General features: G+C 36.5%; 39 protein-coding genes. 36 read left to right on the top strand and 3 right to left on the bottom strand.

The window, feature by feature from the left end; genetic code table 11:
- The first annotated feature begins 12 nt into the window (after positions 1 to 12).
- The 32 genes from rplC to truA all read left to right on the top strand — a co-directional run bounded on the left by rplC (position 13) and on the right by truA (position 17023).
- A complete protein-coding gene (rplC, locus tag FEZ33_RS05480) occupies positions 13 to 645 on the top strand; it encodes a 50S ribosomal protein L3 (protein WP_138404401.1) in 633 nt (210 codons plus the stop codon).
- 20 nt (positions 646 to 665) lie between these two features.
- Entirely contained in the window at positions 666 to 1289 is a 624-nt protein-coding gene (rplD, locus tag FEZ33_RS05475; protein ID WP_138404400.1) for a 50S ribosomal protein L4, read from the top strand.
- Positions 1289 to 1591: a 50S ribosomal protein L23 gene (rplW, locus tag FEZ33_RS05470; RefSeq protein ID WP_138404399.1), complete on the top strand. Its 303-nt coding sequence runs from the start codon at positions 1289 to 1291 to the stop codon at positions 1589 to 1591. The genes rplD and rplW overlap by 1 nt, the downstream gene beginning before the upstream one ends.
- A gap of 33 nt (positions 1592 to 1624) precedes the next feature.
- Positions 1625 to 2455 carry a 50S ribosomal protein L2 gene (gene rplB / locus FEZ33_RS05465; RefSeq protein WP_138404398.1) on the top strand — a complete coding sequence of 277 codons (831 nt, stop codon included), beginning with the start codon at positions 1625 to 1627 and terminating at the stop codon, positions 2453 to 2455.
- A gap of 37 nt (positions 2456 to 2492) precedes the next feature.
- On the top strand, positions 2493 to 2774 hold the full coding sequence (gene rpsS, locus FEZ33_RS05460) for a 30S ribosomal protein S19 (RefSeq protein WP_138404397.1): 282 nt from the start codon (positions 2493 to 2495) through the stop codon (positions 2772 to 2774).
- A 17-nt stretch (positions 2775 to 2791) separates the two neighbouring features.
- Positions 2792 to 3148, top strand: a complete 357-nt coding sequence (gene rplV, locus FEZ33_RS05455; protein WP_138404396.1) for a 50S ribosomal protein L22 — start codon at positions 2792 to 2794, stop codon at positions 3146 to 3148.
- Positions 3149 to 3151: 3 nt separating this feature from the next.
- Positions 3152 to 3811 (top strand): 30S ribosomal protein S3, encoded by a 660-nt coding sequence (gene rpsC, locus FEZ33_RS05450; protein ID WP_138404395.1) that lies wholly within the window; start codon positions 3152 to 3154, stop codon positions 3809 to 3811.
- Between the two features lie 2 nt (positions 3812 to 3813).
- Positions 3814 to 4248 carry a 50S ribosomal protein L16 gene (gene rplP / locus FEZ33_RS05445; protein WP_138404394.1) on the top strand — a complete coding sequence of 145 codons (435 nt, stop codon included), beginning with the start codon at positions 3814 to 3816 and terminating at the stop codon, positions 4246 to 4248.
- Positions 4238 to 4432 (top strand): 50S ribosomal protein L29, encoded by a 195-nt coding sequence (gene rpmC / locus FEZ33_RS05440; RefSeq protein ID WP_138404393.1) that lies wholly within the window; start codon positions 4238 to 4240, stop codon positions 4430 to 4432. Before rplP ends, rpmC begins: the two co-directional genes overlap by 11 nt.
- 20 nt (positions 4433 to 4452) lie before the next feature.
- A complete protein-coding gene (rpsQ, locus tag FEZ33_RS05435) occupies positions 4453 to 4719 on the top strand; it encodes a 30S ribosomal protein S17 (RefSeq protein WP_138404392.1) in 267 nt (88 codons plus the stop codon).
- A gap of 34 nt (positions 4720 to 4753) precedes the next feature.
- Entirely contained in the window at positions 4754 to 5122 is a 369-nt protein-coding gene (gene rplN, locus FEZ33_RS05430) for a 50S ribosomal protein L14 (RefSeq protein ID WP_138404391.1), read from the top strand.
- Positions 5123 to 5148: 26 nt separating this feature from the next.
- Positions 5149 to 5451 (top strand): 50S ribosomal protein L24, encoded by a 303-nt coding sequence (gene rplX / locus FEZ33_RS05425; RefSeq protein ID WP_138404390.1) that lies wholly within the window; start codon positions 5149 to 5151, stop codon positions 5449 to 5451.
- Positions 5452 to 5478: 27 nt separating this feature from the next.
- Entirely contained in the window at positions 5479 to 6021 is a 543-nt protein-coding gene (gene rplE / locus FEZ33_RS05420; protein ID WP_138404389.1) for a 50S ribosomal protein L5, read from the top strand.
- Between the two features lie 18 nt (positions 6022 to 6039).
- Positions 6040 to 6225 carry a type Z 30S ribosomal protein S14 gene (locus tag FEZ33_RS05415; protein ID WP_138404388.1) on the top strand — a complete coding sequence of 62 codons (186 nt, stop codon included), beginning with the start codon at positions 6040 to 6042 and terminating at the stop codon, positions 6223 to 6225.
- Between the two features lie 34 nt (positions 6226 to 6259).
- Positions 6260 to 6658 carry a 30S ribosomal protein S8 gene (rpsH, locus tag FEZ33_RS05410; RefSeq protein ID WP_138404387.1) on the top strand — a complete coding sequence of 133 codons (399 nt, stop codon included), beginning with the start codon at positions 6260 to 6262 and terminating at the stop codon, positions 6656 to 6658.
- A 41-nt stretch (positions 6659 to 6699) separates the two neighbouring features.
- Positions 6700 to 7236: a 50S ribosomal protein L6 gene (gene rplF / locus FEZ33_RS05405; RefSeq protein WP_138404386.1), complete on the top strand. Its 537-nt coding sequence runs from the start codon at positions 6700 to 6702 to the stop codon at positions 7234 to 7236.
- Positions 7237 to 7263: 27 nt separating this feature from the next.
- A complete protein-coding gene (gene rplR, locus FEZ33_RS05400) occupies positions 7264 to 7623 on the top strand; it encodes a 50S ribosomal protein L18 (RefSeq protein ID WP_138404385.1) in 360 nt (119 codons plus the stop codon).
- Between the two features lie 21 nt (positions 7624 to 7644).
- Entirely contained in the window at positions 7645 to 8148 is a 504-nt protein-coding gene (gene rpsE, locus FEZ33_RS05395) for a 30S ribosomal protein S5 (protein ID WP_138404384.1), read from the top strand.
- An 11-nt stretch (positions 8149 to 8159) separates the two neighbouring features.
- Positions 8160 to 8339: a 50S ribosomal protein L30 gene (gene rpmD / locus FEZ33_RS05390; protein ID WP_138404383.1), complete on the top strand. Its 180-nt coding sequence runs from the start codon at positions 8160 to 8162 to the stop codon at positions 8337 to 8339.
- Between the two features lie 33 nt (positions 8340 to 8372).
- A complete protein-coding gene (gene rplO, locus FEZ33_RS05385) occupies positions 8373 to 8813 on the top strand; it encodes a 50S ribosomal protein L15 (RefSeq protein ID WP_138404382.1) in 441 nt (146 codons plus the stop codon).
- Positions 8813 to 10108 carry a preprotein translocase subunit SecY gene (secY, locus tag FEZ33_RS05380; RefSeq protein ID WP_138404381.1) on the top strand — a complete coding sequence of 432 codons (1296 nt, stop codon included), beginning with the start codon at positions 8813 to 8815 and terminating at the stop codon, positions 10106 to 10108. The genes rplO and secY overlap by 1 nt, the downstream gene beginning before the upstream one ends.
- A 33-nt stretch (positions 10109 to 10141) precedes the next feature.
- Positions 10142 to 10792 carry an adenylate kinase gene (locus FEZ33_RS05375; protein WP_138404380.1) on the top strand — a complete coding sequence of 217 codons (651 nt, stop codon included), beginning with the start codon at positions 10142 to 10144 and terminating at the stop codon, positions 10790 to 10792.
- A 45-nt stretch (positions 10793 to 10837) separates the two neighbouring features.
- Positions 10838 to 11056, top strand: a complete 219-nt coding sequence (gene infA, locus FEZ33_RS05370) for a translation initiation factor IF-1 (protein ID WP_138404379.1) — start codon at positions 10838 to 10840, stop codon at positions 11054 to 11056.
- Between the two features lie 32 nt (positions 11057 to 11088).
- The gene (gene rpmJ, locus FEZ33_RS05365; protein WP_124058139.1) at positions 11089 to 11202 is read left to right on the top strand and encodes a 50S ribosomal protein L36; all 114 of its coding nucleotides are present in this window, start codon (positions 11089 to 11091) and stop codon (positions 11200 to 11202) included.
- A 27-nt stretch (positions 11203 to 11229) separates the two neighbouring features.
- Entirely contained in the window at positions 11230 to 11592 is a 363-nt protein-coding gene (gene rpsM, locus FEZ33_RS05360) for a 30S ribosomal protein S13 (protein WP_138404378.1), read from the top strand.
- Positions 11593 to 11619: 27 nt separating this feature from the next.
- Positions 11620 to 12012 carry a 30S ribosomal protein S11 gene (gene rpsK, locus FEZ33_RS05355; RefSeq protein ID WP_138404377.1) on the top strand — a complete coding sequence of 131 codons (393 nt, stop codon included), beginning with the start codon at positions 11620 to 11622 and terminating at the stop codon, positions 12010 to 12012.
- Between the two features lie 83 nt (positions 12013 to 12095).
- Positions 12096 to 13040, top strand: coding sequence for a DNA-directed RNA polymerase subunit alpha (locus tag FEZ33_RS05350; RefSeq protein WP_138404376.1), 945 nt, complete (start codon positions 12096 to 12098; stop codon positions 13038 to 13040).
- A gap of 42 nt (positions 13041 to 13082) precedes the next feature.
- Positions 13083 to 13463: a 50S ribosomal protein L17 gene (gene rplQ / locus FEZ33_RS05345; RefSeq protein ID WP_138404375.1), complete on the top strand. Its 381-nt coding sequence runs from the start codon at positions 13083 to 13085 to the stop codon at positions 13461 to 13463.
- Between the two features lie 253 nt (positions 13464 to 13716).
- Positions 13717 to 14556 (top strand): energy-coupling factor ABC transporter ATP-binding protein, encoded by an 840-nt coding sequence (locus FEZ33_RS05340; RefSeq protein WP_138404374.1) that lies wholly within the window; start codon positions 13717 to 13719, stop codon positions 14554 to 14556.
- Positions 14526 to 15428, top strand: a complete 903-nt coding sequence (locus tag FEZ33_RS05335; protein ID WP_138404373.1) for an energy-coupling factor ABC transporter ATP-binding protein — start codon at positions 14526 to 14528, stop codon at positions 15426 to 15428. The genes FEZ33_RS05340 and FEZ33_RS05335 overlap by 31 nt, the downstream gene beginning before the upstream one ends.
- Complete coding sequence (locus tag FEZ33_RS05330) at positions 15421 to 16227, top strand: energy-coupling factor transporter transmembrane component T family protein (protein ID WP_138404372.1); 807 nt, start codon at positions 15421 to 15423, stop codon at positions 16225 to 16227. The genes FEZ33_RS05335 and FEZ33_RS05330 overlap by 8 nt, the downstream gene beginning before the upstream one ends.
- A 22-nt stretch (positions 16228 to 16249) precedes the next feature.
- Complete coding sequence (truA, locus tag FEZ33_RS05325; RefSeq protein ID WP_138404371.1) at positions 16250 to 17023, top strand: tRNA pseudouridine(38-40) synthase TruA; 774 nt, start codon at positions 16250 to 16252, stop codon at positions 17021 to 17023.
- 85 nt (positions 17024 to 17108) lie between these two features.
- Here truA and FEZ33_RS05320 read toward each other — a convergent pair whose 3' ends face one another.
- The gene (locus tag FEZ33_RS05320) at positions 17109 to 17618 is read right to left on the bottom strand and encodes a GNAT family N-acetyltransferase (protein ID WP_138404370.1); all 510 of its coding nucleotides are present in this window, start codon (positions 17616 to 17618) and stop codon (positions 17109 to 17111) included.
- Between the two features lie 137 nt (positions 17619 to 17755).
- Here FEZ33_RS05320 and FEZ33_RS05315 point away from each other — a divergent pair, with 137 nt between their 5' ends.
- On the top strand, positions 17756 to 18406 hold the full coding sequence (locus FEZ33_RS05315; RefSeq protein ID WP_138404369.1) for a hypothetical protein: 651 nt from the start codon (positions 17756 to 17758) through the stop codon (positions 18404 to 18406).
- A 61-nt stretch (positions 18407 to 18467) separates the two neighbouring features.
- On the opposite strand, the gene thrC is transcribed toward FEZ33_RS05315, so the two are convergent.
- Complete coding sequence (thrC, locus tag FEZ33_RS05310) at positions 18468 to 19949, bottom strand: threonine synthase (protein ID WP_138404368.1); 1482 nt, start codon at positions 19947 to 19949, stop codon at positions 18468 to 18470.
- A gap of 224 nt (positions 19950 to 20173) precedes the next feature.
- Between thrC and FEZ33_RS05305 the strand changes: the two genes are divergently transcribed.
- The 3 genes from FEZ33_RS05305 (at position 20174) to FEZ33_RS05295 (ending at position 23521) form a co-directional block, all read left to right on the top strand.
- Positions 20174 to 20569 (top strand): DUF3224 domain-containing protein, encoded by a 396-nt coding sequence (locus tag FEZ33_RS05305; RefSeq protein ID WP_171031294.1) that lies wholly within the window; start codon positions 20174 to 20176, stop codon positions 20567 to 20569.
- Positions 20570 to 20644: 75 nt separating this feature from the next.
- Positions 20645 to 22123 (top strand): hypothetical protein, encoded by a 1479-nt coding sequence (locus FEZ33_RS05300; RefSeq protein ID WP_171031293.1) that lies wholly within the window; start codon positions 20645 to 20647, stop codon positions 22121 to 22123.
- A 228-nt stretch (positions 22124 to 22351) separates the two neighbouring features.
- Positions 22352 to 23521, top strand: coding sequence for an ABC transporter substrate-binding protein (locus FEZ33_RS05295; protein WP_138404365.1), 1170 nt, complete (start codon positions 22352 to 22354; stop codon positions 23519 to 23521).
- 107 nt (positions 23522 to 23628) lie between these two features.
- Here the strand turns inward: FEZ33_RS05295 and FEZ33_RS05290 are convergent, their stop codons facing one another.
- Positions 23629 to 24600, bottom strand: coding sequence for a lactate/malate family dehydrogenase (locus FEZ33_RS05290; RefSeq protein WP_138404364.1), 972 nt, complete (start codon positions 24598 to 24600; stop codon positions 23629 to 23631).
- Positions 24601 to 24916 lie beyond the last annotated feature (316 nt).

Raw genomic sequence — 24916 nt, 5'->3', positions numbered from 1 at the left:
GGAGGTGTACTCATGACCAAAGGAATCTTAGGAACAAAAGTAGGAATGACGCAATTCTTTACGGAGAATGGTGAGTTAATCCCTGTAACAGTAGTGGAAGCTCAACCAAACGTTGTATTACAAGTGAAATCAAATGAAACAGATGGATATGAATCTGTGCAATTAGGTTTCCAAGACAAACGTGAAGTATTAGCAACAAAACCTCATAAAGGTCATGTAGCGAAAGCAAACGCTACTCCTAAGCGCTTCATTCGCGAATTTCGTGATGTCGAGCTAGGAGAATATGAAGTTGGGCAAGAAATCACTGTAGAAACATTCGCAGTCGGAGACATCATCGATGTAACAGGAACATCAAAAGGTAAAGGTTTCCAAGGGGTTATTAAACGTCACGGCCAATCTCGTGGACCAATGGCTCACGGATCTCGTTTCCACCGTCGCCCAGGTGCGATGGCAATGGCAGCTTCACCATCACGTGTTTTAAAAGGTAAAAAATTACCTGGACAAACCGGTAGTGAACAAGTAACGATCCAAAACTTAGAAATCGTTGCAGTAAATCCTGAAGATAACGTTATCTTAATTAAAGGTAATGTACCAGGTGCTAAAAAATCTTTAGTACAAATTAAAAAAGCAGTTAAATCTAACTAATTAAGAGGGGAGGAACGAGAATGACAAAAGTTACTTTATTTAAACAAGACGGATCGCAAGCTGGAGAAGTTGAGTTAAACGAATCGATCTTCGGTATCGAACCAAACGAAAGTGTTATGTTCGATGCAGTTATTATGCAACGTGCATCATTACGTCAAGGTACACACGCAGTTAAAAACCGTAACGCAGTTCGCGGTGGTGGACGTAAACCTTGGAGACAAAAAGGGACAGGTCGTGCACGTCAAGGATCTATCCGCTCACCACAATGGGTTGGGGGAGGAGTTGTCTTTGGTCCGACACCTCGTTCATACAGTTACAAATTACCAAGAAAAGTACGTCGTTTAGCAATTTTATCAGCATTATCACAAAAAGTTGTTGAAGATAAATTTGTAGTTGTTGATGGATTAAGCTTAGATGCACCAAAAACAAAAGACCTTAAAGGGATTTTATCTAACTTAAACTTAGACACTAAAACATTAATCGTTTTAGAAAATAACAACGATAACGCATACTTATCAGCTCGTAACATCGATAACGTTAAAGTTATTGACGAGAACAACATCAACGTATTAGACGTTGTTAACTATGACAAAGTATTAATCACTCAAGCAGCATTATCAACAGTAGAGGAGGCATTAGCATAATGGAATTTTCAGAAGTAATCCTACGTCCAGTAATTACTGAGCAATCTATGTATAACATTGACGATAACAAATACACTTTTGAAGTAGATCGTCGTGCTAACAAAAACCTTATTAAACAAGCTGTTGAAGCTATGTTTGAAGGCGTTAAAGTAGAGAAAGTAAATACTATCAACGTTGAAGGAAAAGCAAAACGTATGGGTCGTTACCAAGGATTCACACGTAAATACAAAAAAGCAATCATCACATTAAAAGCTGATTCAGCTAACATCGAATTATTCGAAACAGAAGAAGACGAAGAATAATTCACAAAATAAGATAAGTAGGAGGGAATTCGAGTGGCAATTAAACACTACAAACCGATAACTAACGGTCGTCGTAATATGACTGGTTATGACTTCTCAGAGATTACAACAAAAACTCCTGAAAAATCATTATTAGAATCGAAAAAACAAAGAGCTGGCCGTAATAGCCAAGGTAAAATCACAGTTCGTCACAACGGCGGTGGACACAAACGTGCTTACCGTGTTATCGACTTTAAACGTAACAAAGACAACGTTGTCGGAACAGTTAAAACTATCGAATATGATCCAAACCGTAGCGCGAATATCGCATTAATTAACTACGAAGATGGAATTAAAACATATATCATCGCACCAAAAGGACTTAAAGTAGGTCAAAAGATTGAATCAGGTGCTGAAGCAGATATCAAAGTAGGGAACGCATTACCATTAATCAATATCCCAGTTGGTACTGTAATTCACAATATTGAGTTAAAACCAGGTAAAGGTGGACAATTAGTTCGTTCTGCTGGAACAAGTGCTCAAGTATTAGGACAAGAAGGTAAATATACATTAGTACGTTTAGCTTCAGGTGAAGTTCGTATGATCTTATCAACTTGCCGTGCAACAATCGGAACTGTTGGTAACGAACAACACGAATTAATTAACATTGGTAAAGCAGGTCGTAAACGTTGGTTATCTAAACGTCCAACTGTTCGTGGATCTGTAATGAACCCTAACGATCACCCACACGGTGGTGGTGAAGGACGCGCTCCAATCGGACGTCCAAGTCCAATGTCACCTTGGGGTAAAAAGACTCTTGGTCTTAAAACTCGTAATGCTAAGAAGAAATCAAGTAAATTAATCGTTCGTGGACGTAAGAAATAATCGTATATAGATTAAATTTCCGAAGGGAGGCTACACTGTGAGTCGTAGTTTGAAAAAAGGGCCATTTATTGATGCACACTTAATGAAGAAAGTAGAAGCTCAAGAAGATGCTCAGAAAAAACAAGTTATTAAAACATGGTCGCGTCGTTCAACAATCTTCCCAAACTTCATTGGGTTAACAATTGCAGTATATGATGGACGTAAACATGTCCCAGTATACATCCAAGAAGATATGGTAGGACACAAATTGGGCGAATTCGCACCAACTCGTACATATAAAGGTCATGCAAATGACGATAAAAAAACAGGAAGACGTTAATAAAGGAGGGAAATTAGATGTCAGAACAAATTACATCTGCAACAGCAACAGCAAAAACAATCCGCATTGCCCCTCGTAAAGTTCGTCTAGTAACTGATTTAATTAGAGGAAAAAGCATAGGTGAAGCAATTTCTATTCTGAAATTCACACCAAGATCAGCATCACCTGCTGTCGAAAAAGTGTTAATGTCAGCTATTGCTAACGCGGAACACAACTATGATTTAGATTTAGAAAACTTATTCGTAAGTGAAGCTTTTGTTAACGAAGGACCAACTATGAAACGTTTCCGTCCTCGTGCTAAAGGATCAGCTTCACCAATCAATAAAAGAACAAGCCACATCACAATTGTGGTATCAGAGAAAGAGGAGGCATAATACATGGGTCAAAAAGTACATCCAATAGGTATGCGTGTTGGCGTAATCCGTGATTGGGATGCTAAATGGTATGCTGATAAAAAGTATGCCGACTTCCTACATGAAGATTTACGCATTCGTGAGTACATCTACGGTAAACTTTCAGACGCTTCAATTTCAACAATTCAAATTGAACGTGCTGCTAACCGTGTAATTGTTTCAGTTCATACTGCTAAACCAGGAATGGTTATTGGTAAAGGTGGATCTGAAGTTGATGCACTACGTGCACAGTTAAATAAATTAACTGGTAAAAAAGTACACATCAATATTGTGGAAATTAAACAAGCAAACTTAGACGCAAAATTAGTAGCAGAAGATATTGCTCGTCAATTAGAAAACCGTGTTGCATTCCGTCGTGCTCAAAAGCAAGCTATCCAACGTGTTATGCGTGCTGGTGCACAAGGAGTTAAAACACAAGTATCTGGTCGTTTAAACGGTGCTGATATGGCACGTACTGAACACTACAGTGAAGGTACAGTTCCATTACATACACTTCGCTCAGATATCGACTACGCTTGGGAAGAAGCAGACACTACATACGGTAAACTTGGAGTTAAAGTATGGATTTGTCGAGGAGAAATCCTTCCTGAAGTAAATGAAAACAACCAGAGAGGAGGAAATTAATCATGTTAGTACCTAAACGTGTAAAACACCGTCGTGAATTCCGTGGTAAAATGCGCGGAGAAGCTAAAGGTGGAAAAAACATCGACTTCGGAACATACGGATTAAGAGCCATTGAATCTAAATGGATCACAAACCGTCAAATCGAAGCAGCTCGTATAGCTATGACTCGTTATATGAAACGTGGTGGGAAAGTATGGATTAAAATCTTCCCTCACAAATCATACACATCTAAACCAATCGGTGTTCGTATGGGATCTGGTAAAGGTGCACCTGAAGGTTGGGTAGCTCCAGTTAAACGTGGTAAAATCTTGTTTGAAATCGATGGAGTTCCAGAAGAAGTAGCTCGTGAGGCTTTCCGTCTTGCATCAAACAAATTACCTATCAAAACAAAATTCGTAAAACGTGAAGAATATGGTGGTGAATCGAATGCAAATTAAAGAAATTAGAGAATTATCCGCTGCTGATATGGTTAACAAAGAAAAAGAATATAAAAAAGAATTATTCAATCTTCGATTCCAATTAGCAACAGGACAATTAGAAAACACTGCCCGTTTACGTCAAGTACGTAAAACAATCGCTCGTATTAAAACTGTCTTACGTGAACAAGAACTGACTAAATAATAAAAGGAGGCAGATGTTAAATGACTGAAGAACGTAACAAACGTAAAGTTTATCGTGGTCGTGTCGTTTCAGACAAAGGAGACAAAACAATCTCTGTTGTTGTTGAAACTCGTGTAGTACACCCTAAATACGGTAAACGTGTTAAATATTCAAAAAAATATACAGCACATGATGAAAATAACAGCGCAAAAGAAGGCGACATCGTCCGCATTATGGAAACTCGTCCATTATCTAAAACGAAACGCTTCCGTTTATTAGATATCGTTGAAGAAGCTGTAATTATCTAATACATAAAGAAGAAATCGGAAGGAGGACATCGGAATGATTCAACAAGAAAGTCGATTAAAAGTTGCCGACAACTCTGGTGCACGTGAAGTATTAACTATTAAAGTACTAGGTGGATCAGGTCGTAGAACAGCTAACATTGGTGATGTAATTGTTGCAACAGTTAAACATGCAACACCAGGTGGAGTTGTCAAAAAAGGTGACGTAGTAAAAGCAGTAATCGTACGCACAAAAACAGGAGCTCGCCGTAATGATGGGTCTTATATAAAATTTGACGAAAATGCATGTGTCATTATTCGTGATGATAAGACACCTCGTGGAACACGTATTTTTGGACCAGTTGCACGTGAATTACGTGACAACAACTTCATGCGTATCGTATCATTAGCTCCAGAAGTTCTTTAATCCAATTACGAAGGAGGAAACAATTCATGCGCATTAAATCAGGAGATACAGTAAAAATTATTGCTGGTAAAGATAAAGGCGAAACAGGAACAGTTCTTAAAACTTTACCTAAGCAAGATAAAGTGATCGTTGAAGGATTAAACATCCATAAACGTCACCAAAAACCTACTCAAATGGCGACAGGTGGAATCGAAGAATTCCCTGCTCCAATTCATGTATCAAACGTAAAATTAGTAGATTCTAACGGAGAAGCAACACGCGTTGGTTACCGTTTTGAAGATGGTAAAAAAGTACGTTTCTCTAAAAAATCAGATACAACACTTAACTAATCATTTTGGGAAGGAGGACAAAGTTTAATGGAAAGCCGTTTAAAACAAAGATATAATAACGAAATCACTAGCAAATTAGTTGAACAATTTAACTACTCTTCTGTTATGGAAGTACCAAAAATAGATAAAATTGTTGTTAACATGGGTGTTGGTGATGCAGTTTCAAATGCTAAAAACTTAGATAAAGCAGTTGCAGAATTAACATTATTAACTGGACAAAAACCAGTTATTACTAAAGCTAAGAAATCAATTGCAGGTTTCCGTCTTCGTGAGGGAATGCCAATTGGAGCTAAAGTTACTTTACGTGGACAAAGAATGTATGACTTCTTAGACAAATTGATCACAGTATCATTACCACGTGTACGTGACTTCCAAGGTATCTCAAACAAAGCCTTTGATGGTCGTGGAAACTACACTTTAGGTGTTAAAGAACAATTAATTTTCCCAGAAATTAACTACGATAACGTAGATAAAGTTCGTGGAATGGATATTGTAATCGTAACAACAGCAAACACTGACGAAGAATCACATGCCTTACTTAAAGAGTTAGGTATGCCGTTTAAAAAATAATAAAGGAGGCGAATCGTATTGGCTAAAAAATCAATGGTAGAAAAAAATCAACGTACACCAAAATATAAAGTAAGAGAATACACACGTTGTGAACGTTGTGGACGTCCGCATTCAGTTTACCGTAAGTTCAAACTTTGCCGTATTTGCTTCCGTGAACTTGCTTATAAAGGACAAATTCCTGGCGTTAAGAAAGCAAGCTGGTAATTCAAATACTTTTAAACTAAGGAGGTAAATACACATGGTAATGACAGATCCAATTGCAGATTTTCTAACAAGAATTCGTAATGCAAATGCACAAAAACATACATCTGTAACAGCACCATCTTCTAATACTAAAGTGGCAATTGCTGAAATCTTAAAAAACGAAGGTTTCATTAAAGGTTATGAAGTAACTGAAGATAACAAACAAAATGTAATTAAATTAAACTTAAAATACGGACGTAATAACGAAAAAGTTATTACAGGTCTAAAACGTATTTCTAAACCAGGTTTACGTGTTTACGCTAAATCTGAAGATATTCCTAAAGTTTTAAATGGCTTAGGAATCGCAATCGTCTCAACTTCTCGTGGCTTAGTAACTGATAAAGTTGCAAGAAATGAAAAAATCGGTGGAGAAATTTTAGCATACGTTTGGTAATTTGTAGATAAATATTATAAAATATAAGGAGGTGCGGTACTGTGAGTCGTATAGGTAAAAAACCTGTAGTAATTCCATCAGGAGTTACCGTAGAACTAAATGGTACTACAGCAACTGTTAAAGGCCCAAAAGGCGAATTAACTCGTGAACTATCGCCAGCAATTTCATTAGAAATCGCGGATAACGAAATCACTTTCACTCGTCCAAATGACAATAAAGCTAACCGCTCAATCCATGGTACAACTCGTTCATTAATTGCTAACATGATCGAAGGTGTGTCTACAGGATTTAAAAAAGAATTAGAATTAATCGGTGTAGGTTATCGTGCACAAAAACAAGGTAACAAACTTACATTGAGTGTTGGTTTATCACACCCAGTTGAATTCGAAGCTAGCGAAGGTGTAGATTTTGAAGTTCCTTCGAATACACAAATCATCGTTCAAGGATTCAACAAAGAAAAAGTTGGAGAATTAGCAGCAAACATTCGTGCAGTTCGTCCACCAGAGCCGTATAAAGGTAAAGGAATTCGCTATGTTGGTGAATTTGTTCGCCGTAAAGAAGGTAAAACTGGTAAATAATAAATAAAAAATTAAAGAGGTGACAAAATGATTTCAAAACCAGAAAGAAATAAATTACGTAAAAAAAGACATTTACGTATCCGTAATAGAATCTCTGGTACTGCAGAGTGCCCACGCTTAAGTGTATTCCGTTCGAATACTAACATCTACGCTCAATTAATTGATGACGTAGCGGGTGTGACGCTAGTCAGTGCCTCTTCACAAGACGAAGAAGTTAAATCAAATGGATCAAAAGTCGAACAAGCTGCATCAGTTGGTAAATTAGTTGCCGATCGCGCAACAGCTGCTGGACATAAAACAGTAGTATTTGACCGTGGTGGATATGTATATCACGGACGTGTACAAGCATTAGCTGAAGCTGCTCGTGAAAACGGCTTAGAATTTTAATAGAAAGGGGAACATTGTTTAATGGAATTTATTAATCCAGAAACATTAGGCGAAATTGAAGATCGCGTAGTTGCGATTAACCGCGTAACTAAAGTTGTTAAAGGTGGACGCCGTCTACGTTTCTCTGCTTTAGTAGTTGTTGGTGATAAGAATGGTCACGTTGGTTTTGCTACAGGTAAAGCTCAAGAAGTACCAGAAGCGATCCGTAAAGGTATCGAAAATGCTAAGAAAAACATGATTAAAGTCCCTACATCAGGAACAACTATTCCACATGAAATCGTTGGTGAATTCTGTGGAGGACAAGTATTACTTAAACCTGCAACAGCCGGTTCTGGGGTTGCCGCTGGTGGACCAGTCCGTGCCGTTATTGAGTTAGCTGGTATTGCTGACGTAACAAGTAAATCACTTGGATCAAATACACCAATTAACATGATTTCTGCAACTGTTGAAGGTCTAAAAAATCTTAAAGAAGCCGATGAAGTTGCTGCATTACGTGGCAAATCAGTCGAAGAACTTTTAGGTTAGGAGGACATTCAATGGCCAACTTAGAAATCACATTAAAACGTAGCTTTATTGGACGTAAACAAAACCAAATTCAAACAGCTAAAGCGTTAGGCTTAACAAAACTTAACAAGAGTGTTGTGAAACCTGACAATGAATCTGTTCGTGGAATGGTTCGTACAATAAGCCATTTAGTAGAAGTCAAAGAAGCTTAAGTATAAAATCTAATATAAGGAGGTGCCGAAGGAATGAAACTTCATACATTACAACCTGCTGAAGGATCACGCAAATTACGTAACCGTGTTGGGCGTGGACAAGGTTCAGGGAACGGAAAAACAGCTGGTCGTGGACAAAAAGGTCAAAAAGCACGTTCAGGCGGTGGAGTACGTTTAGGATTTGAAGGTGGACAACAACCTTTATTCCGTCGTTTACCAAAACGTGGTTTCACTAACATCAATCGTAAAGATTATGCTGTAGTGAACTTAGAAACATTAAACCGTTTTGAAGATGGCACAACAGTTACACCAGCTTTATTAATTGAATCTGGCGTTGTGAAAAACGAATTATCAGGAATTAAAATTTTAGGTGATGGTAACTTAGAGAAAAAATTAACAGTTCAAGCTGCTAAATTCTCTAAATCTGCAGAAGAAGCTATCACTGGTGCTGGTGGATCGATTGAGGTGATTTAATGTTTTCCTTCTTGAAAAATGCATTCGCTGTTAGAGATATCCGACGTAGAATTTTATTCACTCTGTTTATCTTCGCAGTATTCCGTTTAGGGTCTCATATCCCAGTACCAGGTGTTAACGCTGGTGCTTTACAATCATTAAGCAATACTGGGGTATTAGGTTTATTGAATACTTTTGGTGGGGGTGCACTTCAAAGATATTCTATCTTTGCGATGGGTGTATCACCATACATTACTGCATCAATCATTATGCAATTATTGCAAATGGACTTAGTTCCTAAGTTTACCGAGTGGGCCAAACAAGGTGAAGTCGGTAGACGTAAGCTTAATCAAGCTACTACTTACACTGCAATAGTTTTAGGCTTTATCCAATCTTTAGGATTATCATTTGGATTTAACCAGTTATCTGGTTTAGGTTTAATTAATAACCCTACAATGGCAACTTATTTAACAATTGCTTTAATCTTAACGGCAGGAACAATGTTCTTAGTTTGGTTAGGTGAGCAAATCACACGTAATGGTGTCGGAAACGGAGTATCTATGTTGATCTTCGCCGGTATTGTTGCAGAAGTGCCGAAAGATTTTTATGGATTTTTCCAATCATCTATATCAGGTGTGACAGGTAATGAACTGACACAAAACTTACTAATATTATTAGCCATTGTACTAGTAATCATCGTAAGTATTGTTATTGTAGTTCTAATGGAAAGAGCACAAAGACGTATTCCAATTCATCACTCTAAGAAAGCAACTGGTGCCCGACATACAGCGCACTTACCATTAAAGATTAACTCTGCGGGTGTTATTCCTGTAATTTTCGCAACGTCGTTTATTACAACACCACAAACGATCTTTTCTTTCTTAAGTACTGACAACGCAGGTCCAGTGATGCAATTTTTCGGAAACTTGTTTAACTTACAACATCCATTAGGAGCAGTATTCTATACTGTATTACTAATTGCCTTTACTTATTTCTATTCATTAGTACAGGTTAACCCTGAGAAAGTAGCAGAAAATTTACAGAAACAAGGCGCTTATATTCCAAGTGTACGTCCTGGTAATGATACCGAGACATTTATTACACAATTAATTAATCGCTTAAGTGGTGTCGGTGCATTATATCTAACATTAATCGCCGTATTACCGATCGTTGCTGGATTTATCTGGGAAATACCAATGAATATTTCATTAAGTGGAACAAGTATTTTAATTGTTGTAGGTGTTGCAATAGAAACAACTAAACAAATCGAAGGTAGAATGGTAAAACGTCGCTATAAAGGATTTCTTTATCAATAGTTCATCGATATTAAATAAGTAAGGACGATTTATATGAATATTTTATTAATGGGCCTTCCCGGAGCAGGGAAAGGAACACAAAGTGAACATATCTCCAAAGATTATTCAATGGTACATATTGCAACAGGGGATATCTTTCGTGAAGCAATTAAGAATGAAACGAAGTTGGGATTAGAAGCTAAATCATATACAGATGTTGGTAATCTTGTGCCGGATGATGTTACGAACAATTTAGTTCGTGAACGTTTATCAGAATCAGATGTCCAATCTAATGGATTTATGCTAGATGGATACCCAAGAACGCTTCAACAAGCACATGCACTAGAAGAGAATTTAAAAGAGATGAATTCTGATATTGACGCTGTTATTTATATCGATGTTGATTCAGATGTCCTTGAAAAACGTCTAAGCGGTAGAATTATTTGTCGTAATTGTGGAGCTACTTATCATAAAGTATACAATCCACCTTCAGTTGATGGTGTTTGTGATAACTGTGGTTCTCATGACTTCTATCAACGTGAAGATGACAAACCAGAAAAAGTTAGACACCGTATTAACTTACAGATGGAATCAATTAAACCAATCTTAGAATTCTACGATGATAAAAACATACTACACCGCATTAGTGGTGAAAATCCGATTGAAGTAGTTTATCGTGAGATACGTAATATTCTTGGAGAATAGATACCAAAGCATTTCACTAACTGGTAAAAAAAGGAGGAAGTATTAATGGCTAAAGATGATGTTATTGAAGTAGAAGGAATTATTTTAGAAACCTTGCCAAATGCAATGTTCAAAGTTGAATTAGAAAATGGCCACGAAATTTTAGCTCATGTTTCAGGTAAAATTCGTATGAACTATATCCGTATTTTGCCAGGAGATAAAGTAACAGTTGAAATGTCTCCTTATGATTTGACAAAAGGTCGAATTACATATCGCTTTAAATAGTCGATGGTTAAGAAGTTTAAGGAGGGAAAATGATGAAAGTTAGAGCATCAGTAAAACCAATTTGTGAAAAGTGCAAAGTTATCCGCCGTAATGGTAAAGTAATGGTAATTTGCGAAAATCCAAAACACAAACAACGTCAAGGTTAATTTTAAGAAAAAGGAGGAAACTAGTCTATGGCTCGTATAGCAGGAGTTGATATTCCACGTGACAAACGTATTGTTATTTCATTAACATATATCTTTGGAATCGGGAACACTACAGCAAAACAAATCTGTGCAGATGCTAACGTATCTGAAAACACTCGCGTACAAGATTTATCTAACGATGAATTAGACCGTTTACGTTCTATTGTTGACGGAATCAAAGTTGAAGGTGATTTACGTCGTGAAGTAAGTTTAGACATCAAACGTTTACAAGAAATCGGATCATACCGTGGTAACCGTCACCGTCGTAACTTACCAGTTCGCGGACAAAACACTAAAAACAACGCTCGTACTCGTAAAGGTCCTAAAAAAGCAGTTCAAGGTAAGAAATAATTAATTTAAAAGGGAGGTTAAGACTTCATGGCAAAAAGACAACAAGCTCGTAGACGTCGTCGCGACAGAAAAAATATTGAACGTGGAATCGCACATATTCGTTCAACATTCAATAATACAATCGTTATGATTACAGACGAGAATGGTAATGCACTTTCTTGGTCATCAGCAGGATCATTAGGATTCCGTGGATCAAAAAAATCTACTCCATTTGCAGCTCAAATGGCATCAGAAGTTGCTGCTAAAGGCGCAATGGAACATGGTATGAAATCTGTAGAGGTTGCAGTTAAAGGACCAGGATCTGGTCGTGAATCAGCAATCCGTTCATTACAAGCAGCTGGATTAGAGGTTTCAGCAATTCGTGACGTAACCCCAATCCCACATAACGGTGCTCGTCCACCAAAACGTCGTCGTGTTTAATGATAATTCCTATATTTAAAAACTTTTAATGTTGCTACAAAATTATCATTGAGACATAACGTATTGAAAGGGGAAAATTACTAATGATCGAGATTGAAAAACCAGAGATTACAACGGTTGAAGTCAGTGAAGATGAAAAATTTGGCAAGATCGTGATTGAACCATTAGAACGTGGATATGGAACAACTCTTGGAAACTCATTACGTCGTATTCTGCTATCTTCATTACCAGGTGCAGCAGTAACTAATATTCAAATTGATGGTGTGCTTCATGAGTTCGCTACAGTCGATGGTGTAGTGGAAGATGTTCCTACGATCATTTTAAATTTGAAGAAGTTAGCCCTTAAATTGCACACGGAAGAAAGCAAAGTAATTGAATTAAATGTTGCGGGTCCAAAAACAGTAACAGCTGCTGACATTATTCATGATAATGATGTACAAATTTTAAATCCAGATTTACATATTTGTACCTTAGCCGAAGATGCAGAATTGAACATGCGTATTAGCGTGTCCAACGGTCGAGGTTATGCACGTAGCGAATACAATAAGAGTGATGATATGCCAATTGGTGTATTGCCAATTGATTCAATATATACACCAATTGAAAAAGTGAATTATCAAGTTGAAAATACACGTATTGGTCAAAAGAATATATTTGATAAATTGACTTTAGACATTTGGACAGACGGATCAATTAGTCCAGAAAAATCTTTAAGTTTAGCTGCAAAAATATTGACTGAACATCTAAATATATTTGTTAACTTAAACGATGAAGCACGCGAAGCTGAAATTATGGTTGAAAAAGAAGAAGCAGATAAAGAAAAAGTTCTTATCATGACAATTGAGGAATTAGACTTATCTGTTCGTTCATACAACTGCTTGAAACGTGCTGGAATTAATACAATTCAAGAACTTACAAATAAAACTGAAGCTGAAATGATGAAAGTTCGTAACTTAGGACGTAAATCATTAGCAGAAGTTAAAGGCAAATTAGATGATCTAGGCCTAAGTCTGAAAGACGACGAATAATAGATCAGTAGGGTTTATTTTACAAGAAATGGAGGAATCTTAATGGCATACCGTAAATTAGGACGTACAAGTACACAACGTAAAGCATTACTACGTGATTTAACGACTGATGTAATTATCAACGAACGCATCGAAACGACTGAAGCTCGTGCTAAAGAAGTTCGTAAAACTGTTGAAAAAATGATTACATTAGGTAAAAAAGGTGACTTAGCTTCTCGTCGTAAGGCAGCTTCATTCTTACGCCGCGAATTAGCTGATGCTCGTATTGAAGATGACGAAGTAATTATTGAATCAGTATTAGATCGTTTATTCGATAATTATGCTAACCGTTATGAAAACCGTAATGGAGGTTACACTCGTATCCTTAAAAAAGGACCACGACGTGGTGACGCTGCTCCAATGGTAATCTTAGAGTTAGTTTAATAATTAAATAAGAACCAAAAGTTTAGTCACTTAATGATGGAGAGTGTTATGATCAATAATTTGGTCTAGCTCTAATGCACAAGCAATGTTCATTGCTTAGATTGGAGGGGATTTTCTCCTCCAATCCATGTGCTTCTATCGTAAGTGCTTTTTTTATAGTTAAGTATATGATTCTTTTGAGAAACGAAACAAAATAAATGGTATATTTACCTATGAAAAAATCAGTAAGATGTGTCGCGAAAGGAAGATAATAATGAACAATCCTATCATCGAATTAAAAGATATATCATTTCAATATCAAGGCGTAGAGTCTTTTGCTTTGACGAGTGTTAACCTGACCATCAATAAAGGAGAATGGGTAGCATTAATCGGACCTAATGGATCCGGTAAATCAACCTTAGCAAAAATTATGAATGGTCTCTTAGTACCTGCAAGTGGAGAAGTATTTATCAATGGTAAATTATTAGATGAAGAAACCGTTTGGGAAGCTAGAAGATCTGTCGGAATGGTTTTTCAAAATCCAGACAATCAATTTGTTGGAGCAACGGTTGAAGACGATGTTGCTTTTGGTCTAGAAAACAATGGAGTCGAACGACTTGAGATGATTCAACGTGTTGATGAAGCACTTCAGCAAGTACGAATGACTGAGCATAAAAAGAAAGAGCCAGCCCGTTTGTCTGGTGGTCAAAAGCAAAGAGTGGCACTAGCAAGTGTAATCGCTTTACGTCCAGATGTAATTTTACTCGATGAAGCAACGGCGATGTTAGATCCATTAGGTCGCGAAGAAGTGATTGAAGCGATTGAGAAAGTTAAAGAACAACATGATTTAACTGTTATTTCTATCACACATGATATCGACGAAGCTTCCAAAGCAGATCGAATTATAGTAATGAAAGATGGCGAAAAGAAAAATGAAGGTGTTCCAGCTGATATCTTTAATTTAGGTAAGGGCTTGATAGATATGGGACTTGATTTACCATTCACACAGAAGTTGAAACATGCTTTAATGGAGCGTGGAGTAGATATACCGGACGAATATTTCGATGAGGAGGCTTTATTACAATGGATAATCCAATCGTATTTAACAATGTAGATCATATTTATAATGCGGGTAGTCCATTTGCCGTTTCAGCATTAAAAAATGTGAACTTAAGTATTCCTAAGGGGAAGATTACGGCTATTATCGGACATACTGGGTCTGGGAAATCTACTCTGATTCAACATCTAAACGTGTTGTTACGACCAACGCATGGTACTGTAAAGATTAATGATGTAGAAATTACTGCTGATTCTAAAAATAAAAACTTAAAAGCACTAAGAAAACAAGTCAGTGTCGTGTTTCAATTTCCAGAGTCTCAGTTGTTTGAAGAAACCGTCTTAAAAGATGTGATGTTTGGACCTTTAAACTTTGGTGTTTCCGAAGAAGAAGCTGAACGCATTGCTCGTGAGAAACTTTCTTTAGTAGGTTTACCTGAGAATCTTTACGACCGCTCTCCGTTTGACTTGAGTGGAGGACAAATGAGACGTGTCGCTATCGCTGGTGTTCTAGCCTTAGAACCAAGCGTTCTTGTCCTTGATGAGCCGACAGCTGGTTTAGATCCAGCAGGTCAGAAGTATATGCTTGAGATGTTTGTTAATTTACATCGCCAACAAAACTTAACACTCGTTTTAGTAACTCACCAAATGGAAGATGTGGCCTTATATGCCGATAATGTCATTGTGATGGAGAATGGAACAGTGGTTAAGACAGGAGAACCCTTAGAAATATTTAAAGATGAGGATAAACTAGAAACTTTACAACTTTCCCTACCTCATTCGCTGCAGTTCTTTAAAGACATTGATACTCAGTTAGATACAACTTATATTAAAGAAACCCAACCGATTACTGTAGATCAATTAGCTGATGAGATTGTAAAAATTAAACAATCTCGTACTCTAAAGAGTGAGGTGTCTCAAAATGTTTGATAAATTACTTTTAGGCCGCTATTTGCAAGGTAATTCAATAATTCATGAATTAGATCCCCGCACTAAATTATTAGGCAGTTTCTTTTTCATTGTCATTGTTTTTTTAGCAAATCATTGGCTAGCTTACTTACTCCTTGCCGCATTTGTATTCTTTGTCATCAAATTAAGTAATATTTCTATATCTTACTTTTTACGTGGAATTCGACCAATGTTGTGGATTATTATGTTCACTGTTATATTTCAGATGTTATTTACTGTGGGTGGAACGGTTTATTTCCAATTAGGTCCGGTAACGATTACATCTTTAGGGGTCATCAATGCGATTTATATCTTTATGCGATTAGTCTTAATTATAATGATGTCAACCATCTTAACTCTTACAACAGCGCCATTAGAATTAACAGATGGTATTGAACACTTATTAAGACCTTTGACTCGTTTAGGTTTTCCTTCACACGAAGTGGCTTTATTGCTTTCAATTGCTTTACGCTATGTTCCTACTTTGATGGATGAAGCACAAAAGATTATGAATGCTCAAAGAGCTCGAGGAGTAGAATTCGATGAAGGTAGTTTCATTGACCGTGTTAAGGCGATGGTACCCATCTTAATTCCACTGTTCGTTAGCGCATTTAACCGGGCTGATGAGATGGCGATTGCCATGGAAGCTCGAGGTTATAGAGGTGGAGAAGGTCGGACAAAATATAGACAATTAAAATACTCAAAAATAGATGCTTATGCACTCTTAATTTTATTATTAGTAACAGCAGCATTAATTGCGATTCGAATCTTTATTGGATAATTTGTAATTGGAGGTAAACTGAATGACGACACGTTATGCGTTAAAAATTCAATATGACGGCACTAACTATGTTGGCTATCAAGTGCAACCAAATGGACCATCGATACAAGAAGCTTTGCAAAAGGCCTTACATATTATGGCAAAGGCTAAACCTGGGGAATTAATTAAGAATTCAACATCGGGAAGAACCGATTCTGGTGTTCATGCACTCGGACAAGTCATCCATGTCGATTATCCAGCTAAAATACAGTCTAATTCAATGCGTAAAGCGTTGAACAGTATCTTAGACCAATCTATTCGAATCGTCGATGTAGCGCAAGTATCGGATGAATTTCATGCTCGCTATCATGCCATCGGTAAAGAGTATCAGTATCGGATAGATATTAATGATTTTCCCGATCCGTTCAAGCGATTATACACGAGTCATCATCCGTATGCTTTTGATTTGGAACGAATTCAAGAGGCGCTTAAGATTATAGTTGGTGAACATGATTTTACAAGTTTTTGTTCTACGAAAACTGACATTGAGAATAAAGTGCGCCATGTGTTAGAAGCTGAAGCTTGGATAGATGAAGCGAAGAACGAATTAGTCTTCCGATTTTATGGAAAAGGTTTTTTATACAATATGGTTCGTATACTGGTTGGAACTCTCCTTCAAATTGGAGATGGCTTAAAGCCAGTGGATGAGATGCAAAGGCTATTAGAAGTAAAAGACCGAAATGAAGCGGGACCAACAGCGCCACCGAATGGCCTGTTCTTAATGCGTGTTGATTATGAAGTGGATCCATTTAAATAACTTTCAAACTGACCTATGAGTGAAGCTCATAGGTTTTTTTATTCACAAAAAAAATACCTGACTGAAATATTAGCCAGGAACAAAATTATTTATAATATTGAAAAACTTCTCTAGGTGTTCCGTCTTCAATGATAATATCACCGCAATGTTGAAAACCAAATTTTTCGATTAAAGCAATCATAGAAGTATTCTTTCGATGGGTATCGATTTTTATATTGTCGTAATGATCTATGACATACTGCATACAAAAACTTCCGGCACCATTAATCTGTTGATTAGAAGCAATTCGGTGAATAGTAACATAAGGACGATCATTAAGCCACTCGCCATTGATCTCTTGATAGGTTGGATCTTCGCCACTTTGAATACACATTGTAGCAACGATTGTTTCCTCTGGTAAGTCCGTTTGGTCTTGATCGTCAATCACACAAACATAGCTATGGCTATTTAAGATATCTGTTTCAATATCACTAGCTGCCGGATAATGATTCGGCCATTGAATATTGTTCCCATTCTTTCTTTGTAATTGTCTGCCGTATTCAATCACTTTCATAACTTCAGGAATTTCACTTTTCTTTGTTTGTCTTATGTACATTATTACCCTCATTTCGATTTTTGTGGTATGTTTATAAAGTATTAAAAATAAATTTACCCATTTAAACATTCAATTAATATTTATTAAATGGTATCATATGAGTAGCTAATTATTAGTATAATTAAGGAGAGAAATTAATGCAATATATTACTGAGAACCAAGCAATCCGTTTAGCCGCTGATTATATCGAAGATCCAGCCCAAAAATATATCGTTTATAATATCCGTCGTCGTAATTACTTATTACACGATTATTATAAATACTTCTTCCGTTTTAGCCGTCGTGAATCAGTTTGGAATACACCATTATTTAATATTGAAGACATTGCATCTGATTTAACCAATGAAGAAGCTGTTGCGAAAGAAATCTTTGCAACTATCAACAAAACTGTGGATGATACATTAAGTTTAAAACATAAGAAAGAATTTTCACTAGATGATTGTGAAGTATTATTAAACTATTACTTTAATGGTAAGACTTATATCGCATTCTACGATTATTATTTAGGTCGCGTTGTATTAATTAAAGAGCGTGATAAATCGAATGATTTCGGTGAATTAATTGGAAGTCGCTACCAATTAATCGGTAACTTGCATACAATTATCAATAAATCAATTGAACTTTCGGATGGATTACTAGAAAGCTTCATGAGTGAGTTAGTCAATGATTTTACACCAATTAGAGAAATTGATGGTTTTGAAGAGTTAAATACAACGCTTCATGCATATATCGTTGAAGAAATTAACAAAATTGACTCATGGGTTAAGGAAGAAAAAGCAAAAGCATAATTATATAAGAAAAGGCAGAAGAACAGTTAAGTACTTCTGCCTTTTGTGTATCTTCGATTACTTATCTAGCAATATTTCGGACAAATTCGCGCATGTCAGAAACTTCTATAGTAGTATCGTGTAACCTTTCTGCCTCAAGTAAACCTTCAATTGCTGGTGGATAAGGGATATTTGATAATTCATTTAATTTATCTAATAATTCTTGATCCGTTAATGTTTCAGCTTCAACACCAAGCGCAACTAAAACAGCCTCGGGGAATTTGTAGGGGCTGGCTGTTGAAACGATAACAGCAGGATTCGTTGAAAGGCCTTCTTGGTTGAGATTACGCCATGCTCTAGATGCCACGGCCGTGTGGGTATCCATAATATAGCCGGTTTTTTTGTAAACAATATTAATTTCTTCTTTAGTTTGGGCTTCTGTCACATAATCAGATAGGAAACTTGAGAAATGTCCCTGTTCCTCGTCTGTTAATGTATAGTGACCCTTTGTATCTAATTGTTCCATTAAGGCGCTTAGACGTTCACTATCTTCATTTACAGCATGATAGACAAGACGTTCTAAATTACTAGAAACTAGAATATCCATTGAAGGAGAAATCGTTAATATAAAGTCACGTTGACGATTATATTCACCATCTTGGAAGAAGTCATAAAGCACTTTGTTATCATTTGAAGCACACAGTAGTTTACCAATCGGTAGACCCGAACGTTTAGCGTAGTAACCAGCGAGTATATTACCAAAATTTCCCGTAGGTACACTAAAATCAATTTCACTGCCTGCGTCAATCTTACCTTGCTTCACAAGTTGAGCGTATGCATAAAAATAATACACAATTTGCGGGACTAAACGGCCGATATTCATAGAATTTGCTGAAGAAAATTGACTGTCAGACAATTGAAGTTCGTCACGTAGAACTGAATCATTAAATATGTTTTTAACTTCAGTTTGAGCATCATCGAAGTTTCCAACAATGGAAACAACATGTGTATTATCTCCAGTTTGCGTAAGCATTTGTTGCTCCTGAATAGAACTTACACCACCTTCAGGATAGAAGACAATGATTTTAGTTCCGGGAACATCTGAGAAACCAGCCATTGCTGCTTTACCAGTATCACCAGAGGTCGCCGTTAAGATTAGAATATCATTGTGATTATGATTAATCTCAGCAGAAGTTTTCATTAAGTGCGGTAATATCGATAAGGCCATATCTTTAAAAGCAATCGTTGATCCATGGAATAATTCCAGGTGATAATGCTTCTCATCGATGCCTACTATCGGTGCAATCACTTCTGTATCAAATTTATTATCATAGGCCAATTCTATACAGCGTTTTAGCTGCTCATCAGAAAAGTCGGAAAGAAATGGTTTTAAAATAAAGTGAGCCATTTCTTGATAGGTATATTGACTGAGTAATTCCCAATCTAAGTCAAAACGTGGGAACGATTCTGGAACGTATAAACCACCATCGGTAGCAAGTCCTTGGAGTATAGCTTGAGAGGGTGTTACGATGTTTTTCGAGTTACGGGTACTTTTATAATTCATATTCTCACCTTTTTCTCATTTTATATCATTCAAATTATACTGAATATCTTAACTTTCGGCAATGTTTAATTAAAAATTTAATAGGATTACATAAAAGTATATAATTGAGTATGGAAATGCAATCGATTACACGTCGAGTAAAATAGTTCTTTTCAACGAGTGTGTATATTAGAACTAAATGTGGAATAATGCTAAAATGTACGAAATAAGAAAGGATGATTGCCATGTTAGTGTCAACAACTGGAAAAGTGAAAAGGGACTTTAAACAAAACGTATTGACTGATAATAAAGATAAAGTTATCACAGTTTGGAATGTGAGTTATGAGATTAGAAGCAAGGAAATTACGGGAACGATTGAAGCTAATTACCTAACACATCAATCAGAAGCCGACGTTACTCCAGAATTAATTCGTGGTTTTGCTGAATTTCAAGGCACCATCGATGGTAAGCAGGGAAGCTTCACAGCTCAGGAAGATGGTCGGGTACAAAATAATATCTTGAAAATCAACGGTAGAATTATTGATGTGAGTGAAGAGCTAAGTATGTTAGTCGGTCGTTACGACTATGATGGTATTCTTTCGGAAAGTGTTTATGAAATTAATTTTGATATTGAGTTTTAAGTAGGAAAGTTGGCACTTTTGTAACAATCAACTTAATTTTTTGGACTAAGTATCATGAAAGGAAGAGGAAAGTGTATGTTAAAAAAATATGATTTCGATGATATTGATGATCGCTATGACAATTTTAAACGGTCGAATCTAGGGGAAGAAATTGATAAGTTACAAAGAATCGTCCAAAGATTAAAGATACCTGTGCTCATCCTAGTGGATGGTTGGGAGAGCTCAGGGAAGGGCGACATTATTAATGATTTAACAAGAGAATTAGACCCGCGTTATGTCAAAGTTGAACTATTTGACAGTCGGTCTGATGTTGATTATCTACATCCAAGCGTGTGGCGTATTTGGCAAAAACTACCAAGTCACGAAGAAGTCGTCGTATTTGATCAAAGTTTTTACTCACAGGTTATGAACAAAGATGAACGATCGAGTGATAAATTAAAGCAAAGAACTGAAGAATTATTAAACTTAGAACATATGCTTCTGGATGATGGCACTATTGTTATTAAATTCTTTTTACATATTAAAGAAAAAACCCAAAGTAAAAATATAGAAGCTTTAGAAGATTCTAAATTCCGTCAATTTTTACTATCAGATAATGATTATAAACAAAACAAAAACTATGAAGAATATTTAGAATGGTTTGATAAAGTCTTAAAGAAAACAGATGTGCCTGAAAGTCCATGGAATATAATTAATGCAGAAGACAGAAAGTTAGCAGCTAAGACTGTTTTAGGTATTACGCTCGAAGAAATCACATCAGGGATTGAACGAGTGACTTTAGCAAGAGAGCGAGCAGATAAATCGGATCGTAAATATTATATAGAAGATACCCAGTTAGATGAGTTTGATTTATCTAAGACAATCTCAGATAAAGAGTACGACAAAGAATTAGAAATTTTACAAAAGGAAGCTGCTGATTTAGTTTATGATTGTTATACGAAAGATGTAGCTATTATTACTGCTTTTGAAGGGGTAGATGCGGCTGGTAAGGGTGGAGCAATCCAAAGATTGACGCGCCATATTGATCCTCGAAGTTATACGATTCATGGAATTAAAGCACCGACAGATTTAGAAAACAGCTATCATTATTTATGGCGTTTTTGGACCAAATTCCCCAAAGATGGAGACATGGCCATCTTTGACCGAAGCTGGTATGGTCGTGTTCTCGTTGAACGAATCGAAGGGTTTGCTTCAGAGTCAGAATGGGAACGCGCTTATGATGAGATTAATCATACGGAAAAAGTATTAACAGATCACGGAAGTATTGTGATGAAATTCTTTATGTATATTGATGAAGATGAGCAAAAAGAGCGTTTTGAAGATCGCCAAGAAGAACCAGATAAGAATTATAAAATTACCGAAGATGATTGGCGCAATCGAAGCCAGTGGGATGAATATATTGCTGCTTATGAAGAGATGCTAGATCGTACCCATACGGCTAATGCTCCCTGGTATATTATTGCGACTAATCAAAAGAAGTTTGCCAGAATTGATGTATTAAAGCACTTTATTAATCATATTAAAGAGCATTTAAGTGAGTTACCAGAGTCATAAGCATCAAAATTATAACTTAATATTAATTTAAAATGAGAAAAGTGTTGTCTTTTCTCATTTTATTGTATAGAATATAATTTAGTATACAGATTTTATAAGAAGAGGAGGATAATAATGGGAGATACAGAAAGCAACTTACAATTAGATAACGACAGTCGATTAATGGTGGCAGGCCTATTATTACTCGGCCTGCCGGAAAAATTTAACTTATAAAATTTGGAGGAAATTATGAATATTAAAATTAAACAAATCGGGAAACACATTATTACAGGAGTCACCATAGCATCTGCACTTCTATCACCAGTCTTAACTTCAGCACAAGATACCGTAAAAATTGGTGCTAACTATGAATTATCCGGGGACGCTGCGTCTTATGGGACTCAAATGTTGGAAGGTTTAGAGTTAGCTGTTGAAGAAGTGAATGCCAATGGTGGAGTACTTGATGGTCAAGAAATTGAAATTGTGAGTTATGATAATCAAAGTAACGTGACTGAGTCTGCATCTGTTGCTCAAAGGTTAGTAGCTGAAGGAGTTGTTGGAGTGGTCGGACCGGCAACAACAGGGAACACAGAGGCGCAACTGCCAATTTTCACAGAGGCGAACATTCCAATGGTATCTCCATCAGCAACCGATGATGACATTACTTTTGATTCAGCGGGAGATGTATTAGAATATTTCTTTAGAGTATGTTTCAATAACTCATATCAAGGTAGTGCCGGTGCAACTTTTGCTGCTGAAGATTTAAGTGCAACAAATGCAATCGTATTTGTCGATCAATCGTCGGATTATTCTCGCGGATTAGCTGATAACTTTAATTCTGAATTTGAAAGTCGTGGTGGAACAATTGTTAATGAAGATTCATTTACAGCTGGAGACACAGACTTTTCTGCCATTCTAACAACAGCGTTGACACAAGACTTTGATGTTATTTATATTCCAGCTTATTATACTGAAGCAGGATTAATTATTAAACAAGCCCGTGAGATGGGAATTGAACAACCAATTATTGGACCTGACGGATTCTCAAGTGAAGTTTTATTAGACCTTGCAGGAGTTGAGAATGCGAACGACATCTACTATACTGACCACTTCTCAAACGAAAGTGAAGAAGAGTCGGTTCAGAATTTTCTTTCAGCTTTTGAAGAAAAGTATGGTAAAGAAGGTGGAACATGGAACGCACTTGGTTATGATGCAGCTATGTTAATTATTGATGCTATCGAACGTAGTGGTTCAACAGATCCACAAGCCATTACAGATGCGATTGCTGAAACAACTGAATTTGCGGGAGTAACGGGGACATTCGCGATTGACGAAGACCATAACCCAGTAAAACCAGCGGTTATGATAGAACTACAAGAAGGCGAAATTGTTTCGGCTGAGAACGTATCAGCAGAATAATCAGTATAATTTACAAGCAGAAGGGCATAGACCTTCTGCTTGTAAATTTTAAAAATCAATACAAAAAAGCTGAGAAGTAAATACCTCTCAGCTTGAATAGTTAATGATTATAGTAATGATTCTGCTAAATCGATCGAAGCACGAATGCTTTCAGCTGAAGCATTTAATTTCTCAGTTTCCCATTCATTTAATGATACTTCGAAGCGTTTAGTCCAACCTTGACGTGTAACTACTGTCGGAGTACTAAATGCTACTGGGCGTTCTGTGTTGTACTCACCATCAAATAATGGTGTACTTACAGGATAAATTGAATGCTCATCTAACAGAATTGAACGTGCTAATTCGATTGATGACTGCGCCACTGCTGCGTTTGTTACTCTAAATTTGTTATCAAATACTTCATAAGCTGCTTGAACAACTTTTTCTTGAACTTCGTCAGCAGTTAATGGTTCAATATCAGGGAAATGCTCTGATAATTGGTCATAAGGAATACCAGCTACACTTACGCGACTTAAGATTGGTACTGCACTGTAACCATGCTCACCCATCATGTATCCACTCACTGATTTAGGATCAACGCCGTAATGCTTACCGATGATATAACGTAATCTTGCTGAGTCTAACATACATCCTGTACTCATCATACGTTCTTTTGGATATGAAAATTCATTCGCAGCCATATAAATGACAGTATCAGCTGGGTTCGTAATAAAGATAATGATCGCTTCTTGCGTTACTTCGCTTATGCTTTTCATAATTGAACGAATAATTGAAGCATTGTTCGTTAATAATTGTTGACGGTCCGCTGGTACTTCACCATTGGGATAAACGTGCGTTGCTGAAACAATGATAACATCCGCATCGCTCAGATCATTATAATCATTTGATGAATGGATGTTAACATTTTGACGAGAAAGTAATCCAGTAGCATGGTCTTGGTCTAAAGCTTCACCAAAAGCTAGCTCTTCTCTACTATCTACAACAACGATTTCCCCGAATAAGTCAGAAGAACTTGCGTAGGCTAAGACATGCTCTCCTACGTGGCCGACTCCGATAATCCCTAATTTTTGTGATTTCATTTTCAAACTCCCTTAAATTAAAATTTTAATAATATTCTTATTTAAACATACGAAAACCGTTTATTAAAGAAACAATTAATATAAAGTATACTATATGAGTAAAATTTAGCAAATACTTTCTTTATATGATAAAAAAATGAGATTATAGTTAAAATACTTATTGACTTAATCTCATAAATCGTATATCATAAATTTAACAACAAAAGATAAGAGGGATTCACATGAAGAAAAGTGTATTAAACGTTCAAAATATTATTAGCATTATCATTAGATAGTGTTTGTAGCTAAGTTACTTAGGTACAAACACGGCTTCGAT

Origin of the sequence: Ruoffia tabacinasalis, from assembly GCF_005864045.1 — a bacterium.
Lineage (GTDB): Bacteria > Bacillota > Bacilli > Lactobacillales > Aerococcaceae > Ruoffia > Ruoffia tabacinasalis.
This window is presented reverse-complemented; position numbering and strand designations above follow the sequence as displayed.

What these genes read in the sequence shown, in the direction of transcription:
- rplC (WP_138404401.1), top strand. Translation starts at nt 13, where the DNA reads ATGACCAAAGGAATCTTAGGAACAAAAGTAGGAATGACGCAATTCTTT.
- rplD (WP_138404400.1), top strand. Translation starts at nt 666, where the DNA reads ATGACAAAAGTTACTTTATTTAAACAAGACGGATCGCAAGCTGGAGAA.
- rplW (WP_138404399.1), top strand. Translation starts at nt 1,289, where the DNA reads ATGGAATTTTCAGAAGTAATCCTACGTCCAGTAATTACTGAGCAATCT.
- rplV (WP_138404396.1), top strand. Translation starts at nt 2,792, where the DNA reads ATGTCAGAACAAATTACATCTGCAACAGCAACAGCAAAAACAATCCGC.
- rpsC (WP_138404395.1), top strand. Translation starts at nt 3,152, where the DNA reads ATGGGTCAAAAAGTACATCCAATAGGTATGCGTGTTGGCGTAATCCGT.
- rplP (WP_138404394.1), top strand. Translation starts at nt 3,814, where the DNA reads ATGTTAGTACCTAAACGTGTAAAACACCGTCGTGAATTCCGTGGTAAA.
- rpmC (WP_138404393.1), top strand. Translation starts at nt 4,238, where the DNA reads ATGCAAATTAAAGAAATTAGAGAATTATCCGCTGCTGATATGGTTAAC.
- rpsQ (WP_138404392.1), top strand. Translation starts at nt 4,453, where the DNA reads ATGACTGAAGAACGTAACAAACGTAAAGTTTATCGTGGTCGTGTCGTT.
- rplN (WP_138404391.1), top strand. Translation starts at nt 4,754, where the DNA reads ATGATTCAACAAGAAAGTCGATTAAAAGTTGCCGACAACTCTGGTGCA.
- rplX (WP_138404390.1), top strand. Translation starts at nt 5,149, where the DNA reads ATGCGCATTAAATCAGGAGATACAGTAAAAATTATTGCTGGTAAAGAT.
- rplE (WP_138404389.1), top strand. Translation starts at nt 5,479, where the DNA reads ATGGAAAGCCGTTTAAAACAAAGATATAATAACGAAATCACTAGCAAA.
- rpsH (WP_138404387.1), top strand. Translation starts at nt 6,260, where the DNA reads ATGGTAATGACAGATCCAATTGCAGATTTTCTAACAAGAATTCGTAAT.
- rplR (WP_138404385.1), top strand. Translation starts at nt 7,264, where the DNA reads ATGATTTCAAAACCAGAAAGAAATAAATTACGTAAAAAAAGACATTTA.
- rpsE (WP_138404384.1), top strand. Translation starts at nt 7,645, where the DNA reads ATGGAATTTATTAATCCAGAAACATTAGGCGAAATTGAAGATCGCGTA.
- rpmD (WP_138404383.1), top strand. Translation starts at nt 8,160, where the DNA reads ATGGCCAACTTAGAAATCACATTAAAACGTAGCTTTATTGGACGTAAA.
- rplO (WP_138404382.1), top strand. Translation starts at nt 8,373, where the DNA reads ATGAAACTTCATACATTACAACCTGCTGAAGGATCACGCAAATTACGT.
- secY (WP_138404381.1), top strand. Translation starts at nt 8,813, where the DNA reads ATGTTTTCCTTCTTGAAAAATGCATTCGCTGTTAGAGATATCCGACGT.
- FEZ33_RS05375 (WP_138404380.1), top strand. Translation starts at nt 10,142, where the DNA reads ATGAATATTTTATTAATGGGCCTTCCCGGAGCAGGGAAAGGAACACAA.
- infA (WP_138404379.1), top strand. Translation starts at nt 10,838, where the DNA reads ATGGCTAAAGATGATGTTATTGAAGTAGAAGGAATTATTTTAGAAACC.
- rpmJ (WP_124058139.1), top strand. Translation starts at nt 11,089, where the DNA reads ATGAAAGTTAGAGCATCAGTAAAACCAATTTGTGAAAAGTGCAAAGTT.
- rpsM (WP_138404378.1), top strand. Translation starts at nt 11,230, where the DNA reads ATGGCTCGTATAGCAGGAGTTGATATTCCACGTGACAAACGTATTGTT.
- rpsK (WP_138404377.1), top strand. Translation starts at nt 11,620, where the DNA reads ATGGCAAAAAGACAACAAGCTCGTAGACGTCGTCGCGACAGAAAAAAT.
- FEZ33_RS05350 (WP_138404376.1), top strand. Translation starts at nt 12,096, where the DNA reads ATGATCGAGATTGAAAAACCAGAGATTACAACGGTTGAAGTCAGTGAA.
- rplQ (WP_138404375.1), top strand. Translation starts at nt 13,083, where the DNA reads ATGGCATACCGTAAATTAGGACGTACAAGTACACAACGTAAAGCATTA.
- FEZ33_RS05340 (WP_138404374.1), top strand. Translation starts at nt 13,717, where the DNA reads ATGAACAATCCTATCATCGAATTAAAAGATATATCATTTCAATATCAA.
- FEZ33_RS05335 (WP_138404373.1), top strand. Translation starts at nt 14,526, where the DNA reads ATGGATAATCCAATCGTATTTAACAATGTAGATCATATTTATAATGCG.
- FEZ33_RS05330 (WP_138404372.1), top strand. Translation starts at nt 15,421, where the DNA reads ATGTTTGATAAATTACTTTTAGGCCGCTATTTGCAAGGTAATTCAATA.
- truA (WP_138404371.1), top strand. Translation starts at nt 16,250, where the DNA reads ATGACGACACGTTATGCGTTAAAAATTCAATATGACGGCACTAACTAT.
- FEZ33_RS05320 (WP_138404370.1), bottom strand. Translation starts at nt 17,618, where the DNA reads ATGTACATAAGACAAACAAAGAAAAGTGAAATTCCTGAAGTTATGAAA.
- FEZ33_RS05315 (WP_138404369.1), top strand. Translation starts at nt 17,756, where the DNA reads ATGCAATATATTACTGAGAACCAAGCAATCCGTTTAGCCGCTGATTAT.
- thrC (WP_138404368.1), bottom strand. Translation starts at nt 19,949, where the DNA reads ATGAATTATAAAAGTACCCGTAACTCGAAAAACATCGTAACACCCTCT.
- FEZ33_RS05305 (WP_171031294.1), top strand. Translation starts at nt 20,174, where the DNA reads ATGTTAGTGTCAACAACTGGAAAAGTGAAAAGGGACTTTAAACAAAAC.
- FEZ33_RS05300 (WP_171031293.1), top strand. Translation starts at nt 20,645, where the DNA reads ATGTTAAAAAAATATGATTTCGATGATATTGATGATCGCTATGACAAT.
- FEZ33_RS05295 (WP_138404365.1), top strand. Translation starts at nt 22,352, where the DNA reads ATGAATATTAAAATTAAACAAATCGGGAAACACATTATTACAGGAGTC.
- FEZ33_RS05290 (WP_138404364.1), bottom strand. Translation starts at nt 24,600, where the DNA reads ATGAAATCACAAAAATTAGGGATTATCGGAGTCGGCCACGTAGGAGAG.